Genomic DNA, 16901 nt, shown 5'->3' with positions numbered 1-16901 from the left:
GCGACCTCACGTCAGCGGGGTGAGGGGGTCGGTGGCGGGGTGTGCGGCCCCGGTGAGCAGGTAGGAGTGGGCGGTGGGCCAGCCGAGCCAGACCTCGTCGCCGCGGTCCGGGGCGAGCGCGGACCGGTCGTCGTTGGGGCGGAAGACGGTCAGCTCGGCGCCGGATCCGGTGCGTACCGTGTAGCTGGTGGAGGTGCCGAGGTAGACGACCTCCGTCACGGTGCCGCGCAGCCGGCTGCCGGACCCCTGCGGTGCGGTGGTCAGCGTGATCTTCTCCGGGCGTACCGTGACCTCCGCCTCGCCGCCCGGTCGCAGACCGCCGGGGACCGCGACGGTGACCACCTCGCCGCCGCCGAGGTCGAGGACCCCGGTGCCGGCCTCGACGGCGGTGAGGCGTCCGCGCAGCACGTTGGAGGTGCCGATGAAGCCGGCCACGAAGGCGCTGGCGGGACGCTCGTAGACCTCGCGGGGCGGGCCGACCTGCTCCACCCGTCCGTCGTTCATCACCGCGATGCGGTCCGACATGGTCAGCGCCTCGGCCTGGTCGTGGGTGACGTAGATGAAGGTGATGCCGACCTCGCGCTGGATGCGCTTGAGTTCGAGCTGCATGGACTGGCGCAGTTTGAGGTCGAGGGCGCCGAGCGGTTCGTCGAGGAGCAGGGCGCGCGGACGGTTGACCAGTGCCCGGGCGAGCGCCACCCGCTGCTGCTGGCCGCCGGAGAGCTGCCGGGGCCGGCGGTCGGCCTTGTCGGCGAGTTCGACGGTCTCCAGCATCCGTCCGACGCGCTGCCGGATCTCCTCCTTGGGCACGCGCCGCCTGCGCAGCCCGAAGGCGACGTTGTCGGCGACCGACAGGTGCGGGAAGAGGGCGTAGGACTGGAAGACCATGTTCACGTCCCGCTTGTTGGCGGGGACGCCGACCATGTTCTCGCCGTACAGCTCGATGCGTCCGCCGGTGGGTTCCTCGAACCCGGCGATCATGCGCAGCGTGGTGGTCTTGCCGCAGCCGGAGGGGCCCAGCAGCGAGAAGAACTCCCCCTCGCCGATCGACAGGTTCACCCCGCGCACGGCCGGCGCGGCACGCCCGGTGGCGTACTCCTTGACGACGTCGACGAGCGCGATGGCCGGGACCGGCTCCGGCCCCGACGGCGGTCTGCTCTCTGCCATCCGTGCTACCTCCGAGGGTTCGGGCGGCGGAGATTGGTAACGTTACCAATCGCGCCGCACCCTACCCCCGCCCCCGTGGCGTACGTCAATGGTCCGGAGACGACGAGCCGGGCCGCAGGGTGGTTCAATGGCCGTCATGCCCCCCTCCGCACGGTCGCCGCGCCGCGTCACCATCCCCGACGTCGCACGTCACGCCGGGGTCGGCCAGGCCACCGCCGCCCGGGTGCTGGGCGGTTACGGCTCGGCGAGCCCGGCCACCCGGGAGCGCGTGCTGGCCGCCGCCGCCGAACTGGGGTACAGCACCAACGCGGTGGCCCGCAGCATGATCAGCGGACGCACCAACACCCTCGGCGTGGTCGTCGCCGACGTGGAGAACGCCTACTTCGCCCGCGCCGTACGCGGCATCACCGACGTGGCCGTGGAAGCCGGCCTCCAGGTGATCCTCGCCAACAGCGACGAGGACGGTGAGAAGGAGCGGGCGGCCGTCCAGCTCTTCATCGAACGGCGGGTGGACGGGCTGGTCGTCACCCCCTCCACCGCCCGCCACGACCACCTCGACCGGGCCGTCGCCACCGGGGTCCCCGTGGTGCTGCTCGACCGCGCGCTCCGCGGGGCCGCCCTGGACAGCGTGGTGGCCGACAACCGCGGCGCCGCCCGCGCCGCCGTCACCCGCCTCACCGGCCACGGACACACCCGCATCGCCACCATCACCTCCGCGCCCGACACCGGCGACCCCGACCAGCCCGCCACCGGCGGCGACGTGTGGACCACCACCGAACGCGTCACCGGCTACCAGCAGGCGCTGCGCGCCGCGGGCGTCCCGCGCTCCGGCGAACTCATCCGGCACGCCGGCTACCGCCGCTGCGGCGCCCGCGCCGCGGTGCTCGACCTGATGACCGGACCCGCCCGGCCGACCGCCCTGTTCACCACCGACAACGTCGCCACCCTGGGCGCCCTGGACGCGCTGCGCGACCTCGCCGCGCGGATCCCCGGCGACGTCTCGGTCATCGGGTTCGACGACGCCGAGTGGACCACGCTGATCCGCCCCCGGCTCAGCGTGGTCAGCCAGCCCGCGCAGGAACTCGGCGGACTCGCCGCCCGCACCCTGCTGCGCCGCATCGAGGGCGCCGACACCCCACCACGCCGCCACACCCTGCGCACCACCTTCGTCGCCCGCGAATCGGTCGGCCCGGCCCCGTCGAGGGTGCGCCGGCTGCGGTACGAGGAGTCCAGCTAACTGACGTTGCGTCAGCAACCTCTGGAATGCGCCGCCGATGCCCGCGGTGATGCCGGCCTCCGCGTGGTGCGTTCCCGTGGCGTTCCGCCGGACCCCCGTGGTCACCGGCCCCGTTCCGGCGGCCGGGGTGCTGCTAGGGTCGGTGGATTCCACGCGGTGCCGGGCTACCGCCGGGCCGCTTCGCATCCGTCGGACTCCGCGCCCAGCGGGCGCGGCGCGCCGGGAAGGGCTGAGGCAAGGCATTGACACGAAAAGCACGGCGGAGGCCGCCGGTCACGTGGAGTGCGGTGGCGGCGCTGGTGGTGGCGGCGGTGGCGGGGTCGGTCGGTGTCGCGTCGGGCACCGCGTCCCAGGGACGTCCCGGGGCGGTGCCGACGGCGTTGCGCGACCAATTCGCCGCCGCGGCCGAGGAGTTCCACGTACCGCTCGACGTCCTGCTGGCGGTCTCCTACCAGGAGAGCCGCTGGGACGCGCACCAGGGGCGGCCGTCGACCACCGGAAACTACAACGTGATGGGGCTGACCCACGTCGACCCCGGCGACCTCGCCCGGCCGTCGGCCGCCGAGAAGACGCGTGACCTCGACGGACGCGGCGACGGCGGACAGCGCCCGGCGCACCCGTCCAAGGCGGCGCTGGCGGCGGTGGACGCGGTACGCACCACCGACCCGGCGCTGCACACCCTCGACGAGGCCGCCCGGCTCATCGGCCGGCCCGCCGCCGAACTGCGCACCGACACACGGCAGTCCGTCCGGGGCGGCGCCGCCCTGCTCGCGCGGTACGAACGGCAGGCGGCCGGCGCGCTGCCCGCCGACCCCGGCCGCTGGTACGCCGCGATCGCCCGCTACAGCCAGTCGCCCGACACCGCCGGCGCCCGGCAGTTCGCCGACCGCGTCTACGACTCCATACGCCAGGGCCGTGCCCGCACCACCGACGACGGCCAGACCCTGACCCTGCCCGCCCGGCCGCACCTCACCGTCGAACGCACCACGCCCCCGGCGGCCGGCTCCGGCCACACGGCCAAGCGCGCCATGGCGGCGAAGGCCCCCGCCGACCCCACCCCGACCCCCGAATGCCCGTCCGGCCTGGCCTGCGACTTCGTGCCCGCCGCGTACGCGCAGACCGACCCCAACGACAAGTCGAAGTACGGCGACTACGACATCGCCAACCGCCCCGCCGACGGCGACGCCATCCGCTACATCGTCATCCACGACACCGAGGGCGGCTACGACGGGTCGGTCCAGCAGTTCCAGGACCCGACGGCCGCGTCCAGCACGCACTACCTGATCCGGTCCAACGACGGCCTGGTCACCCAGATGGTGCCCACCGCCGACATGCCGTGGCACGCCGGCAACAAGTACCTCAACATGCACTCGATCGGCGTCGAGCACGAGGGGTACGCCATCTCCGGCGCGAGCTGGTACACCGAGTCCGAGTACCAGTCCTCCGCGGCGCTGGTGAAGTACCTCGCCGCCCGCTTCGGCGTCCCGCTCGACCGCGAGCACGTCATCGGCCACGACGACGTCCCCGGCCCGCTCGACGCCTACGTGGCCGGCATGCACTGGGACCCCGGTCCGTTCTGGGACTGGAACCACTACATGGCGCTGCTCGGCGCACCGGGGGCGGACGACCCGGCCGGCGCCCCGCTCACCGCGGGCGAACGCGTCCGGCTCGACGTGCCGTTCACCACGGCCAACGAGCCGGTGGTCACCGACTGCACCAAGTCCTGCACCCAGGTGCCCGCGCAGCCCGCGAACTTCGTCTACCTGCGCACCGCCCCGTCGGACACCGCCCCGCTGCTCACCGACGCGTACCTGCACCCCGACGGCTCGGCCGGCACCACGGACGCCGCCGACTGGTCCGACAAGGCCGTCACCGGCACCTCCTTCGTCGTCGCCGACCAGCAGGGCGACTGGACGGCCATCTGGTACGGCGGCCGGAAGGCGTGGTTCGCCAACCCGGGCGGCGCGTACACCGTGCCGGTGAGCGGCGGCGGCCAACAACTGATCACCCCCCGCGCCGGGGCGACCTCGATCCCGGTGTACGGACGGGCGTACCCCGACGCCTCCGCCTACCCGAGCACCATCCAGCCGCAGCCGGTCACCGCGCTGACGAAGTACTCCATCCCGGCCGGCCAGGTGTATGTCGCCGACGCCACCCCGGTGACCGGTGACTTCTACAACGCGATCAACATCGACGGCAGCGCGCCCGGCGACCGCACCCTGGTCACCGGGACCACCACCTACTACTCGATCCGCTACGACCACCGCATCGCCTACGTGAAGGCGGCCGACGTCCAGACGGTCCCGGCGGTCTCGCCGCGCGCCGCGTCGAGCCGCTGAAACCCGCCGGGCCGGGACGCCCGGGCGGGAGGGAACGGGCCGGGGGCTGCCGCCTCCGGCCCGTTGCCTTTCCCACGGATTCCCCCCGGCGCCCCCCCGGAGTCCCACGGCCGGTGGGCCGCCGTCCGCCTCTGCTTGGATGTCGCCATGGACGGACAACTGCCTGACGGCTACGAGATATCCACCGACCCCGCCCGCCTCGACGTCGCCCTGGTCCACCGCTGGCTCTCCGAGGACGCCTACTGGGCCCGCGGACGCAGCCGCGAGAAGCAGGACCGGGCCATCGCCGGCTCGCTCAACTTCGGCGTCTACGACAGCGTTTCGGGCGCCCAGGTCGGCTACGCCCGGGTGATCACCGACGAGGCCACCTTCGGCTGGCTGTGCGACGTCTACATCGCGCCCGACGCCCGCGGCAAGGGACTGGGCACCGCCCTCGCCACCGCCGTCCGCGACCACCTCGCGCCCCACGGCATCCGCCGCCTCCTGCTGGCCACCCAGGACGCGCACGGTGTCTACGCCAAGGCGGGCTTCGTACCGCTGCCCCGGCCCGAACAGTGGATGTCACTCGGCGACCGGTGAGCGCCGGGCCGGGCCGGACCCGGCGGGGTGACCCTTGTCTCCGCGCGCACCGGGAATCGCACACGGTGCCCGGTGGTTGGCACGCGACAGCCGCATCCGACGGTGCGGCCGTTGTCAAGAGAAGGTGAACATGGTGAATTCCAGCAGTGCGGCGACGCGTGCCCACGACGTGCTGAGCCGTCCGGTCGCCGTGGGGAAGCTCACACTCCCCAACCGGTTGGCGATGGCCCCGATGACCCGCCAGTTCTCACCCGGCGGCGTACCGGGCGCCGACGTGGCCGAGTACTACGCGCGACGGGCCGCGGGCGACGTCGGGCTGATCATCACCGAGGGCACCTACGTCGACCACGCGTCGGCCGGAACCAGCGACCGGGTGCCGCGGTTCCACGGTGACGACGCCCTGGCCGGCTGGGCCGCGGTGGCCGAGGCCGTCCATCGCGCCGGCGGACGGATCTTCCCGCAGCTGTGGCACGTCGGCATGGCCCGCACCGCCGGTGCCCCGCCGGTGCCGGAGGCCCCGCGCGTCGGCCCCTCCGGGATACCGCTGGACGACTCCGAGCCCGGCCACGCGATGACCCTGGAGGACGTGGACGACGTCATCGCGGCCTTCGCCTCCGCCGCCGCGGCGGCCGAGGAACGGGGCTTCGACGGCATCGAACTGCACGGTGCCCACGGTTACCTCATCGACCAGTTCCTCTGGGCCCACACCAACCGCCGTGACGACGCCTACGGTGGCGACCTCCTCTCCCGTACCCGCTTCGCCGCCGAGATCGTGGCCGCGTGCCGCCGGGCCGTCTCGCCGGAGTTCCCGATCGTCTTCCGCATGTCCCAGTGGAAGAGCGGTGACTACCAGGCCCGGCTCGCCACGACGCCGCAGGAGCTGGAAGCCGTTCTCACCCCGCTCGCCGAGGCGGGCGTCGACGCCTTCCACTGCTCCACCCGGCGCTACTGGCTGCCCGAGTTCGACGGCTCCGACCTCAACCTCGCCGGCTGGGCCAGGAAGCTCACCGGCAAGGCGACGATCAGCGTCGGCTCCGTCGGCCTGGACAACGAGTTCATCAAGGCGTTCCAGGGCGAGCGGGCCGGGGTCGCCGGGATCGACGAACTCCTGGACCGCATGGAGCGGGACGAGTTCGACGTGATCGCCATCGGACGCGCCCTGCTCGCCGACCCGGAGTGGGCCGCGAAGGTCCTCACCGGCCGCATCGACGAACTGCGGCCCTTCGACACACAGGCGTTCACCACCCTTCACTGATTCCAGGTCCGTTTTCAGGTCCGTCCACATCACGGGCCGCCGCCCGGGACCCCGCACGCCCCAGGGCCCCCACACCACGGCCCGCCCCGGCGGCGCCCCCTCTCCGGACCGTCCCCCGACCGGTCCGGAGAGGGGCCGCCTCGCCGGCTCGGCGAGACGACGATCACGGCCCGGCCCCGCCGTGCCCGTCCTCCGCCGATGTGATCAGCCTGCCGCACCCGACCCCCGGGGTGGCAGAGCCGTCCGTCATCGATTTCCCGGGACAGATGTCACACCACGCGGTGGAGCCGCTGGCACCCCAGGAGTTGACAGATGTCATAAGCCGCTGGTCCCGGCGGGGATCACCGGCGGTCCCGTACGGGGCACGCCACGGCCCCGTACCACTCGGCACCCCGGCCCCGCCCGACGCCGCCGCGCGCCGGGCGTTACGCGGACGAAGGTTCGTTCGTTCCCGTCGTAAGAACCCCCGGCCCAACGATGAGTGAGGCGGCGGCCATGAGCGAGTCGAGCGACGGGCACTACCGGCGATGCGTCGCGCCCTACTACGCGAGGCTCGGCTCGCGGCTGGGGTACGCGATGCTGCTGAGCCGGACGCGCCACTTCGGCTGGTACGAACCGGGCGAGTCGCCGTGGCGGTTCACCCTGGCCATGCGGCGGATGGAGGTGATCGCGGCGCGGAAGCTGGCGCTGCCGCCGGGGTCCCGGGTGCTGGACGCGGGGTGCGGCGTGGGCGACGTGGCACGTACCGTGGCGCGGGTCACCGGCGCCGAGGTCACCGGGGTCGACGGCATCGCCTCCGACATCGCCATCGCCCGGCGCCGTTCGGCCGACGCGCCCGGCGGGGGCGGACGCACCCGGTTCCTCTCCGCCGACTACCACGAGCTGCCCTTCCCGGACGCCTCCTTCGACGGCCTCTACACCATGGAGTCCTTCGTCCACTCCGCCGACCCCAAGCGGGCGCTGGCGGAGTTCCACCGGGTGCTGCGACCGCGCGGCAGGCTCGGCATGCTGGAGTATTCGAGCACGCCGGAAGGGCGGTTGACGCCCGCCGCCTACACGGTGCTGCGCCGGGTCTGCGAACTCTCCGCCATGCCGGCCATGCTCATGCTCACCCATGGCCGGCTGGAACAACTGCTGGACGACGCCGGCTTCGCCGTGGAGTCGGTGCAGGACGCCACCCCCAACGTCCTGCCGATGCTGCGTGCCTTCAGCGTGCTCGGCAGCGTCCCCTACGGGCTGGCCCGCGCGGTCGGCCACGGCGACGCGCTGGTCAACGCGATGAGCGGGGTCGAGATGTACCGCCACCAGGAGACCTGGCGCTACCACATCTACGTGGCGACCAAGCGGTGAGAGTCCATGGCCGGTGTGCGGCGGCCGGGCACCCCTGTTCCCGCGTCGAACGGGTGGCTGACGCCCACGGGTGATCCGTTCGCCGCCCGCGTGACACCCGGGGCGTTCCGGGCGTTTCGCATCCGTGCGCCTACCTACGGTTTTCCGGTGGAAACCGTTGAGTTGCTGCCATGTCTGCACATGTTCCGTTTCACGGTGGGTCAGGCGTATCTGTGGGACGACGCCGGCTCCCTCACCCTCGTCGACTGCGGACCGCCCGGTTCCGCCCCGGCCATCGCGGCGGCCCTGCGGGAACGGGGCCACGAGCCCGAGGCCGTCCGCAGTCTCGTCCTGACCCACTGCCACGCCGACCACAGCGGCTCGGCGGCCGAGATCCGCGCGTGGGGCGCCACCGTGATCGCCCACCGGCTGGAGGCACCCGTGCTGCGCGGCGCGTCACCCCAGCAGCGTCCCGTACTCACTGACTGGGAACGGCCGTTGTTCGACCAGGTCACCCGGGGCATGCCGGACGTGCCGCCGCAGCGCCTGAAATACCCCGTTCCGGTGGACGAGGAGGTGGACGCGGGCGACGTACTCGACTTCGGCGGCGGCGCCCGCGTGGTGCCCGTCCCCGGTCACACCGACGGCAGCATCGCTCTCCATCTACCGCGCGCCGACGTGCTGTTCACCGGCGACACCCTGGCCGGCGCCGAGGGACGTCCGATGCTCGGGGTCTTCAACACCGACCGCGACCGCCTGGTCGACTCGGTCCGTTCCCTCGCCGACCTCGGCGCCGACGTCCTGTGCTTCGGGCATGGCGACCCGGTACTGGACGGAGGCGGCGCGGCCCTGCGGACGCTCCGTGGCGAGGTGGCCGTCTGACGCCCCGGCCCGGCGCCCACACGGACAGTACGGTTGGCCGGTGACCACCCGTCCCACGCTCCAACTGACCGTTGACTGCGCCGAGCCCGAACGGCTCGCGGCGTTCTGGGCCACCGCGCTGGGATACCACGTCGAGCCACCGCCCGCCCCGTTCGCCACCTGGCGCGCGTACTGGCTCGACCAGGGCGCCCCGGAGGAGGAACTGGGCGTCGGCGACTGCAGCGACTCCGTCGTCGATCCGGACGGCGCCGGCCCGCGCATCTGGTTCCAGCAGGCGCCCGAGGCGAAGGCCGTCAAGAACCGGCTCCACCTCGACCTCGGCGTGAGCGGAGGACGCGGCGTCCCGTTCGCCACCCGCAAGGAGCGCGTGCTCGCCGAGGTGGCCCGCCTGGAGTCCGCGGGCGCCACCCGCTCCTGCCTGGCGGACGCGGAGGACTCCGGTTCCTTCTCCGTCCTGATGCGGGACCCCGAGGGCAACGAGTTCTGCGTGCACTGAACGCGTTCGCCTACGGCCCGCGAGGCGGCCCAAGGCCCCGCCGTGCTTCCCGGGTACGGGAACGTGGCGGGGCCTTCGCCGCCGACGAGGTACCGGACGGGTCAGATGGTGCCGAACTCGCCGTCCTTCACGCCCGCCACGAAGGAGGCGAACGCGTCGGCCGGGAAGCGCAGCACCGCTCCGCTCGGGTCCTTGGAGTCACGGACGGGGACCACGCCGCGCGAGGCGACGAGGTTGGTGGCGACCTCGACGCAGTCGCCGCCGTTGTCGCTGTGGGAGGACTTGAACCAGCGGGGGGATTCGGTCGTCACGAGATGCCCTTTCGTACCTGCTCGATCATCGCCACGGACGCCGCCTGCGACAGCGCTTCGGCCTGTAGTTGATGATAGGCCGTCAACATGGGCACCACGGATGTAGTTTCTCGGTCCAGGTTTCCCTGTGCCTGCGATTCGGCGTAGCAGATCACCGATCGGTCCGGCAGCGTCAGCAGGTAGACGGGCAGGTTGAACGTGCGGCGCTCGCCCATCTCGTACGGTGCCACCTGGAGCAGTGTGTTGGGCAGTTGAGCGAACTCCACCAGGCGAGCGAGTTGGGCGTCCATGACAGCGGGTCCGCCGACGGGGCGGCGGATGCAGCTTTCGTCCATGGTCACGAAGACCATCGGCGGCCGGTCCCGTACCAGTGCTGCCTGCCGCTCGGTCAGGAGCGAGACCCGTTCCTCCGCCTGTTCGGGGGTGATGGCTCCCCGGCGCATGGCACTGTCGGCCAGCACCCGTGCGTACTCCGGGGTTTGCAACAGTCCCGGGATGATCCCGATCTCGAAGACCCGGATCTCCACCGCCCGGCCCTCGCACTTGACGTACTCCGGGAACCCCTCCAGCAACGCACCGTGCTTGAGCTCGCGGTAGTAGCGTTCGAACGCGTCTGCTGAACCCGTCAGGCCGAAGGCCTGGTCCGCACTACGCGAGAATCGGAGAGTCGGAGGCTTCCGACCAGTTTCCACCGCCGAAATATGCACGCTGGAATATTCCAACCGGGAGGCCAGCTCTTCCTGGGTCCAGCCGCGCGCCTCGCGCAAGCTGCGCAGACGCGCGCCGTAGGCCGCCTGTGGCGAAGCCTCCGGGTTCAACTCCTTGCGGTTCACAGGGCGTTCCCCCCGTTCTTTCGTTCTCCCCTGACAATTTGAAGGATGCCCACGTATCGGTCACGCTGAACCACCCCGGTAGTCGAACCGCTACGGAGAGGAGTGGCCGTGTCCGGTGAGAACGACCCCGTGGAGCGCCAGGAACCCCGGAGCCTGCCGCCCGTCGGCATACTCCTGGTGGACGCTCACAACCGTGTCGGCGAGTTCCGTGGCGAGTGGTGCGGGCTGTGGTCCCTGCGCCCCGTCACGGGCGGGATCGAGTGGACCGTCGCCCCCGAGGACGTGCGCCCGGCCAGCCCCGAACAACGGATGCGCGCCGAGACCCGACGCGCCAACGCCCGCAGCCGGGGCGAGTGCCTGTGAGCCGCGCACGGTTGTGCCTTTCGCGGCGTCGGCGCAACGTGCGCTCCCGCCAACACCGAAGCGTGTGACCCCACTTACGAAGACTTACGAAGAAAGCAAGGCATCATGGATTGGCACAGCCGAGCGAACGCGCTCGCGGACCAGGTGACCGACCCCGATTCCCGGTGGCTCGTCCCCGTCGCCGACGTTCCCCGTCACGAGCTGGTCCCGCGCTGGTGGGAACGGGACGGCTCCGGGGCGTGGGAACTCCGTGACGGGCCGAGCGACCCGGAGGCGTGGGCGGAAGCGGCCTACGCGGACCGCTCGTTGGTCACCAGGGTGGGCCCGCTCCACGCCGACCAGGCCGAACCCGACGACCGTCCCGAGGGACGGCCCACGTCGTCCGCCACGCTGCCGAGCCTGGTCGTGCGCATGCTGCGGCACGGCCGACTCGGCGACGGACTCTCCCTCCTCGACCTGGGCACGGGGGCCGGCGGGCTCGCCGCGTACGCCTGTTACCGGCTCGGCGACGCGTGCGTGACCAGCCTGGACGTGGACCCGTACCTCGTCCGCGCGGCCGGGGAACGCCTCGCCGACATGCACTGCTACCCGACACTGATCACCGCGGACGCCACCAGGGAGGTCCCCGGAACGTACGACCGCATCGTGTCCACGGTCGCGCTCACCCCCGGCCCGGGGCTCCGGCCAGTGGTCGGCGCGCTGGCCTACGGAGGCCGGATCGCGACGACCCTCGCGCGCACGTCCCTGATCATCACCGGTTGGAAGGACCGCCACGGGGACGTGATCGGCCAGGTGGAACGGGACATGGCCGGCTTCATGCCCACCCGGTCCGGCGCCGACCACCCGCCCGCCCTCACCGACCTGCTCACCCTCGCCCGCCAAGCCCACGGAGAACACACCAGCACCGGCCGCTACCCCGTGGTGGACGTGGGCAACGCGTGGGAACTCCGCTCCATGCTTGAAGTCACCCTCCCCGGCGTCGAGTTGGACTACGAGACCAACGGACACCAACGCACCGCCTACCTGGCCCACCCCGACGGCTCATGGGCACGCGCCTCCGCCGAGCGCACCGACCCGCCCGAAGTGCACCAAAGCGGCCCGCAACGACTCTGGGACGCCCTGGAACGCATCCGCAACCGACTCAACGCGGAAGGCGCGCTGCCGTTGCTCGGCGCGCGGGTCCGGTTGACGCCCGACGGGGTTGTCCACCTCTCCCGAGGGAGGTGGCGGGCGTCCATGGGGGCGCGGTAGATCCTGGTACGGACATCCGCGTGTTCAACGGGGAATCAGCCTGGCCGGGGTTACCAGACTCCATCGCTCGAAGAGGTCTCGGGCCGCACTGTTCTTGAGATATGGCCACCCGGTCTCCCGGTGCAACCGCGCAAGCCCTGCGTTCGGTTCCGGACAGGCCACTGGACATCAACTTCCCGCATTCTGAAGCTGCTTAAAGCTCGCAAGTCCCGCCGCTGTTGCAGGGCCAGGAGCCACACGCGTCGGAGGCCGCCTTGTGTACCAGGCAATCGCCAGCCCGCAGGGTGACAAGTTCATCGTCGCGCGTCCCGGTGCACGTAAAGGGATGCACATTCCGCACATCATGTACAAAGAACTCTCCGATGCCGTGGCCGACAGGCAGACGGTGCCGGGGTGGCTGGTCGACGCGGCACGGCAGGCATGGGGGATCGACCTCGCCGGGTGCCCGACAGAGAGGACCGTTCTGGTTCGTCCGCTCACCTCATTGAATTACAGTCGGGCGACGTGGGAGATCAACAAGGGCTGCAACTTCAACTGTGAGCACCGCTACCTTGCCGAACGGAAGTTTGAAGGCCTGTCGCGGGAAGAAAAGGATCGGCTGCTCTTCATGCTTCGTGACGCCGGAGTCCTGTGGCTCCAGTTCACGGGGGGTGAGCCCACCATCGACCGGGACTTCGCACATTCTTATCGGACGGCCTACGGGCTGGGAATGCTCATCAAGGCCGCCAAAGAGGCCGGAGTGCCGCTCGAACTGGCGTTGATCGTCACCAAGCACAACGCGCACGAAGTGGAAGCCATGCGGGACCTTGCCGAGGAGTACGCGTACACGTACACCGAGTACGCGAACATTTCCCCGACATACGACGGTAAACCTGAACCACTGGCTGCCCAGGCTCCGGGATTCCTGGACAAGTCCACAGTCTTCAAAGGCTGTCCGGCGGGTCATGCCTTCTTTCACGTGGACCCCCACGGGTTCGCCACCATGTGCAAGGTAGGTCGAGAGAACCCCGTCAACCTCATGGCTGAGGGACTTGACGGCCTCCTGCGTCTGCCCGCGATCGCAGATGCCGAAATGCTTCGCTCCGGTGGCTGTAGCGGCTGTCGGCTCTCGGCAACGTGCCGGGTATGCCGTCCACTCGCCAAGGCGTACCAGGAAGCGAAGGCACCATTGAACACTTACTGCCAACACGGAAACGGAGACCACATCACATGAGCGCTGCAGCAGTGGTGATCACCCACTCCCGTCCCGCGCTGAGTCTGGTTCCGGCCCCGGCCGAACGGCCGAAGCTCGCGGAGCCCGCCGGACTGGTCATCGTGGACGACGTCGAGTCGCTGACCGAGGGCACCACGCCGGGGTGCAACGACGACAACCCGTACCGGTAACCGCGTCGGTACACCTGTGGGGCTCCGTGCGGGCTCCGTGGCGCGATTGCGCCGCGGGACCCGCACGGGCCGCTGTATGAGAGTCTGGGCGCCGTGGCAACTGAGCGAATGTCGTTCGATGATCTACCGCCCGCCGTGCTCGTCGGCGTCCAATCTCACGCCGGGGAGATTCTCAGGACCGAGATGGTAATCCAGGGCTACAACAGTCAGATCGCGGCGCGGATCTCGACCGCTGACGGGTCCTTCTTCATCAAAGGTCTGAGAGCCGACCACGGGCGGGTGTGGACCCAGCACCGGGAAGCCGAAGTCAACCCGTACCTTCGCGGTATCGCGCCCGCGCTTTTGTGGCAGGTGGAAGACGCCGGATGGGTCCTCCTGGGCTTCGAAGCCCTGGACGGCCATCACGCCGACTACTCGGCAGGTTCACCGGATCTGCCGAAGGTGGCTGATCTGCTCTGCCGACTGGGGGAAGTCCCTTGCCCGCCCATCGAGTTGCGGCACGCGGAACAGCGCCTCGCGGCGTACGCGGCCAAGCCCACGGACGTTGCGCACTTCGCGGGTGACTCCCTGCTTCACACGGACCTCAACAACGAGAACGTCCTCGTGAACGGTCCCGCCTATCTCGTTGACTGGGCGTGGGCATCCAAGGGCGCGGCATGGCTGGACGCCGCCCATTGGGTCGTGTGGCTCATGGCGGCGGGCAAGCAAGAGCCCCGGTCGGCGGAGGAGTGGGCGGCACGTGTTCCGGCATGGAGGACAGCAGCGCCGGAAGCCGTCACGGCCTTCGCGCTGGCGACCGCGAATCTGTGGGAGGAAATCGCCGGGGTGGACCCGGACCCATGGACGGCCACGGTCTTCGACGCGTCCCGGCGCTGGGCGGAGTACCGGAAGGCCGGCTGAGCCCCGGTGCCGACTCCGCTCGTGTGCGCGCTCAACGAGTCATGTCCGACGGGGTGTCCGCCTCTCCCGCGGAAAGCGGCGGGCGTCCATGGGGGCGCGGTAGACCGGGGTCCGGGGCCCCGGCCGCGTGCCCGGCGGTGGGGTGGTGTGTCAGACGATGGCGAGCCGGTCCACCAGTAGTTCCAGTCGGCGCTCGGCGTCCTCCGGGGGGAGCCGTCCTGCTCGGGTCAGGGTGGCCAGGCCGTGGAGGGCCGCCCAGAACACCTCGGTGAAGAGTCCGGGGTGGACGCCGTCGCCGGCGACCTCGGAGAGGCTTTCCAGCAGGGCGGCGAAGGCGTCCTTCAGGGGTTCGGGGGTGTCCTCGTTCGCGAAGGGCAGGCCGCCGTCGAGTTGGAACAGGGCGTCGTAGACCGCCGGGTTGCGAGTGGCGAAGTCGAGGTAGGTGCGGGCGAGGGCGGTGACCCGGGCGCGGGGGCCGTCCGCGGCGGAGGTGGCGACCCGGAGCGCCACGGCCATCTCGGTGGCGCCTTCGAGGGCGACGGCGCCGATGATCTCGCGTTTGCCGCGGAAGTGGCTGTAGAGGACGGGCTGGCTGTATTCGATGCGCTCGGCGAGCCGGCGGGTGGTGACCGCGTCCCAGCCCTGCTGCTCGGCGAGTTCGCGGGCTGTCGCCACGATGAGGCGTTCGCGCTCCGCCCGTTCGCGTCGCTTGCGTTCCTGTACCGACATGGCTTGATCCTAGCACCGCTAGACAATCAAGCAGCGGCAGGCTAGCTTTGCCTCATCATCTAGCGATGCTAGGTCCCAGGAGGGGTCATCATGCTCAGCGCACTTGAGGTGTTCACCACCGTGGTCGTCGGCGTGATGGTGGGGGTGGAGTTCTCCGTCGCCTTCGTCATCAACCGGATCCTCGACGCACTCCCCGGTGACAGCGGCCAACTCGGCCGCGCCCACGGGGGCCGGATGCTCGGAGCCGTGATGCCGGTCTGGTACATCACCTCGCTCGTCCTCGTCGCGGTCTGGGCCATCGCCGGACGTACCCACCACGGCACCGGCCTCATCGTCACCGCCGGCGCGCTGCTGCTCCTCAGCGTGATCATGTCGGTCCTGCTGCTCGTCCCGATCAACAACCGCGGCAAGACGTGGACCCCCGAGAACCGGCCCGCCGACTGGAAGGAGCAGATGAACCGCTGGGACCGCTTCCACTACGTCCGCGTCGCCGTCATCATCGCCGCCTTCGCCCTGCTGGTCGCCGCCCTCGCCTGACCCCGCGAGGCGACCCCGCGCCGGTGGCGCGCGATCCCCGCGCCGGGACGCGACGGTCGGGGACGCGCTGGAACGCATCCTCGACCGGCTCCACGCGGACGGCGTGGAGCCGGACCGTTACGCCACGCAGAATTCGTTGCCCTCCGGGTCCCGCATGATCCACCAGTGGCCGGCGGGGCCCTGGTCGACCTCGCGGTCGCGGGTGGCGCCGAGGGTCTCCAGCCGGGCCACGAGTGCGTCGCGGGTGCCGGGTTCGCTGTGGATGTCGAGGTGGAGGCGGTTCTTGCCGGATTTGCCCTCGGGCACGTTCTGGAAGAGCAGGCGTCGGCCGTGGCCGGTGCCGCTGATCTCGTCGTAGGGGTCGTCGGGGTGGCGGACGGCGGCGTAGCCGCGGAAGATCCTGCGGCCGTGGTGTTCGGCGACCACGTCCGGTGCGAGGTGGCCGGCGGCGAGCAGGCGCTCGATGAGGGGGCTCGGGTCCTCGACCTCGTAACCGAGGGCGGCGGCCCAGAAGTCGGCGAGGGAGGGGGCGTCGGCGCTGTCGACGACGAGCTTCCAGTGCAGTGGCATGCGGCCAGTTGTATGTGGTGCGTGGACGCGTCGGCAAGGCTACGGGGGCGGGGCGGCGGCGAGGGTGCGGACGGCTTCGACCACCGTGCGGCGGCGGCGGGCCAGGGCGGCGTGGTCGGACTCCTCGTCCAGGACGACGCGGCACATCCTGGGGACGGCGAAGTTCCAGGCGATCAGCCCCATGATGGTGAAGAGCAGGTCCTGGGTGGCGTGGACGCGCGCGTCGGCGGGGAGGTGGCGGGCCACGCCGCCGTCGAGGAGGTGGTCCACCTTCTCGCGGAAGCCCACGCGGCGTTCCCGTTCGATCTCGTCGAGTCCGCCGCCCCCCTCCAGCGACTCCCACAGCAACAGCCGGATCAACTCGGGGTGTTGCTGGTACCAGTCGAAGATCTGCCCGGCGGACTCGGCCACGGCGTCGGGGTCGAGGCGGACGGAGACGCGGATCTCCTCCAGCTTGGCCCGCAGGACGGCGGCGAACAGCTTCTCCTTGTTGCCGTAGTACAGGTAGATCGCCTGCTTGTTGGCGTCGGCGGCGGTGGCGATCCGGTCGACCCTGGCCCCGGCGAGGCCGTGCTCGGCGAACTCGGCGGCGGCGGCCTCGAAGATCCGCCGCCTGGTGTCTTCCGCGTCGTAGGCCATGGCATGAATTAAACCACCCGGTTGACACGCTGCCGGGCGAGGGGCAGTATCGAGGGAGCAATAAATCAACCATCTGGTTTATTTGAGCCGACGGGCCGCTC

Annotated in this window: 19 protein-coding genes; 13 read left to right on the top strand and 6 right to left on the bottom strand. The window is 71.0% G+C overall.

Annotated features, from left to right (window positions below; translation table 11 throughout):
- Positions 1–6: 6 nt before the first annotated feature.
- On the bottom strand, positions 7–1167 hold the full coding sequence (locus SCATT_RS30595; protein WP_014151513.1) for an ABC transporter ATP-binding protein: 1161 nt from the start codon (positions 1165–1167) through the stop codon (positions 7–9).
- 136 nt (positions 1168–1303) lie between these two features.
- On the opposite strand from SCATT_RS30595, the gene SCATT_RS30590 reads away from it, so the two are divergent.
- The 7 genes from SCATT_RS30590 (at position 1304) to SCATT_RS30560 (ending at position 9284) form a co-directional block, all read left to right on the top strand.
- Positions 1304–2404 (top strand): LacI family DNA-binding transcriptional regulator, encoded by a 1101-nt coding sequence (locus SCATT_RS30590; protein WP_041824040.1) that lies wholly within the window; start codon positions 1304–1306, stop codon positions 2402–2404.
- 287 nt (positions 2405–2691) lie between these two features.
- Positions 2692–4743: an N-acetylmuramoyl-L-alanine amidase gene (locus tag SCATT_RS30585; RefSeq protein ID WP_014151515.1), complete on the top strand. Its 2052-nt coding sequence runs from the start codon at positions 2692–2694 to the stop codon at positions 4741–4743.
- Between the two features lie 147 nt (positions 4744–4890).
- On the top strand, positions 4891–5322 hold the full coding sequence (locus SCATT_RS30580) for a GNAT family N-acetyltransferase (protein ID WP_014151516.1): 432 nt from the start codon (positions 4891–4893) through the stop codon (positions 5320–5322).
- A gap of 130 nt (positions 5323–5452) precedes the next feature.
- Positions 5453–6577: an NADH:flavin oxidoreductase gene (locus tag SCATT_RS30575; RefSeq protein ID WP_014151518.1), complete on the top strand. Its 1125-nt coding sequence runs from the start codon at positions 5453–5455 to the stop codon at positions 6575–6577.
- Positions 6578–7072: 495 nt separating this feature from the next.
- Positions 7073–7927: a class I SAM-dependent methyltransferase gene (locus SCATT_RS30570; protein ID WP_014151520.1), complete on the top strand. Its 855-nt coding sequence runs from the start codon at positions 7073–7075 to the stop codon at positions 7925–7927.
- Between the two features lie 180 nt (positions 7928–8107).
- Positions 8108–8788, top strand: a complete 681-nt coding sequence (locus tag SCATT_RS30565; protein ID WP_014151521.1) for an MBL fold metallo-hydrolase — start codon at positions 8108–8110, stop codon at positions 8786–8788.
- A 40-nt stretch (positions 8789–8828) separates the two neighbouring features.
- Positions 8829–9284 carry a VOC family protein gene (locus SCATT_RS30560; protein WP_014151522.1) on the top strand — a complete coding sequence of 152 codons (456 nt, stop codon included), beginning with the start codon at positions 8829–8831 and terminating at the stop codon, positions 9282–9284.
- Positions 9285–9385: 101 nt separating this feature from the next.
- Here the strand turns inward: SCATT_RS30560 and SCATT_RS30555 are convergent, their stop codons facing one another.
- Positions 9386–9595, bottom strand: a complete 210-nt coding sequence (locus SCATT_RS30555; RefSeq protein WP_014626843.1) for a DUF397 domain-containing protein — start codon at positions 9593–9595, stop codon at positions 9386–9388.
- Positions 9592–10428 carry a helix-turn-helix domain-containing protein gene (locus SCATT_RS30550; protein ID WP_014151525.1) on the bottom strand — a complete coding sequence of 279 codons (837 nt, stop codon included), beginning with the start codon at positions 10426–10428 and terminating at the stop codon, positions 9592–9594. Before SCATT_RS30550 ends, SCATT_RS30555 begins: the two co-directional genes overlap by 4 nt.
- A gap of 108 nt (positions 10429–10536) precedes the next feature.
- On the opposite strand from SCATT_RS30550, the gene SCATT_RS30545 reads away from it, so the two are divergent.
- From SCATT_RS30545 to SCATT_RS30530, 5 genes are all read left to right on the top strand, one after another.
- Positions 10537–10791 (top strand): hypothetical protein, encoded by a 255-nt coding sequence (locus SCATT_RS30545; RefSeq protein ID WP_014151526.1) that lies wholly within the window; start codon positions 10537–10539, stop codon positions 10789–10791.
- 105 nt (positions 10792–10896) lie between these two features.
- Positions 10897–12042 (top strand): methyltransferase domain-containing protein, encoded by a 1146-nt coding sequence (locus SCATT_RS30540; protein WP_014151527.1) that lies wholly within the window; start codon positions 10897–10899, stop codon positions 12040–12042.
- 256 nt (positions 12043–12298) lie between these two features.
- The gene (locus SCATT_RS30535; RefSeq protein WP_014151528.1) at positions 12299–13255 is read left to right on the top strand and encodes a radical SAM protein; all 957 of its coding nucleotides are present in this window, start codon (positions 12299–12301) and stop codon (positions 13253–13255) included.
- Positions 13252–13425 carry a hypothetical protein gene (locus SCATT_RS38725; protein WP_157894789.1) on the top strand — a complete coding sequence of 58 codons (174 nt, stop codon included), beginning with the start codon at positions 13252–13254 and terminating at the stop codon, positions 13423–13425. The genes SCATT_RS30535 and SCATT_RS38725 overlap by 4 nt, the downstream gene beginning before the upstream one ends.
- Positions 13426–13518: 93 nt before the next feature.
- Positions 13519–14325, top strand: coding sequence for a hypothetical protein (locus tag SCATT_RS30530; RefSeq protein ID WP_014626841.1), 807 nt, complete (start codon positions 13519–13521; stop codon positions 14323–14325).
- A gap of 150 nt (positions 14326–14475) precedes the next feature.
- On the opposite strand, the gene SCATT_RS30525 is transcribed toward SCATT_RS30530, so the two are convergent.
- On the bottom strand, positions 14476–15054 hold the full coding sequence (locus SCATT_RS30525; protein WP_014151531.1) for a TetR/AcrR family transcriptional regulator: 579 nt from the start codon (positions 15052–15054) through the stop codon (positions 14476–14478).
- Positions 15055–15144: 90 nt separating this feature from the next.
- On the opposite strand from SCATT_RS30525, the gene SCATT_RS30520 reads away from it, so the two are divergent.
- Positions 15145–15591 (top strand): DUF1772 domain-containing protein, encoded by a 447-nt coding sequence (locus SCATT_RS30520; RefSeq protein ID WP_014151532.1) that lies wholly within the window; start codon positions 15145–15147, stop codon positions 15589–15591.
- A 117-nt stretch (positions 15592–15708) separates the two neighbouring features.
- Here the strand turns inward: SCATT_RS30520 and SCATT_RS30515 are convergent, their stop codons facing one another.
- Both SCATT_RS30515 and SCATT_RS30510 read right to left on the bottom strand, forming a co-directional pair.
- Entirely contained in the window at positions 15709–16161 is a 453-nt protein-coding gene (locus SCATT_RS30515; protein WP_014151533.1) for a VOC family protein, read from the bottom strand.
- Positions 16162–16200: 39 nt separating this feature from the next.
- Positions 16201–16800: a TetR family transcriptional regulator gene (locus tag SCATT_RS30510; RefSeq protein ID WP_014151534.1), complete on the bottom strand. Its 600-nt coding sequence runs from the start codon at positions 16798–16800 to the stop codon at positions 16201–16203.
- Positions 16801–16901 lie beyond the last annotated feature (101 nt).

The organism is Streptantibioticus cattleyicolor NRRL 8057 = DSM 46488 (genome assembly GCF_000240165.1).
Lineage (GTDB): Bacteria > Actinomycetota > Actinomycetes > Streptomycetales > Streptomycetaceae > Streptantibioticus > Streptantibioticus cattleyicolor.
This window is presented reverse-complemented; position numbering and strand designations above follow the sequence as displayed.